General features: G+C 52.8%; 1 rRNA gene. It reads right to left on the bottom strand.

Annotated elements, in window-relative coordinates:
* Window positions 1-335: ribosomal RNA gene (locus BHE89_RS23110) — 16S ribosomal RNA — on the bottom strand; the annotation flags it as partial.

Raw genomic sequence — 335 nt, 5'->3', positions numbered from 1 at the left:
GCGTCAGTCTTTGTCCAGGGGGCCGCCTTCGCCACCGGTATTCCTCCACATCTCTACGCATTTCACCGCTACCACGTGGAATTCTACCCCCCTCTACAAGACTCTAGCCAACCAGTTTCAGATGCAATTCCCAAGTTAAGCTCGGGGCTTTCACATCTGACTTAATTGACCGCCTGCGTGCGCTTTACGCCCAGTAATTCCGATTAACGCTTGCACCCTCCGTATTACCGCGGCTGCTGGCACGGAGTTAGCCGGTGCTTCTTCTGCGGGTAACGTCAATTGATAAGGGTATTAACCTTATCACCTTCCTCCCCGCTGAAAGTACTTTACAACCC

The sequence above is a fragment of the Shigella sp. FC1967 genome, from assembly GCF_001743005.1.
In the GTDB taxonomy this organism is placed as follows: Bacteria; Pseudomonadota; Gammaproteobacteria; order Enterobacterales; family Enterobacteriaceae; genus Proteus.
This window is presented reverse-complemented; position numbering and strand designations above follow the sequence as displayed.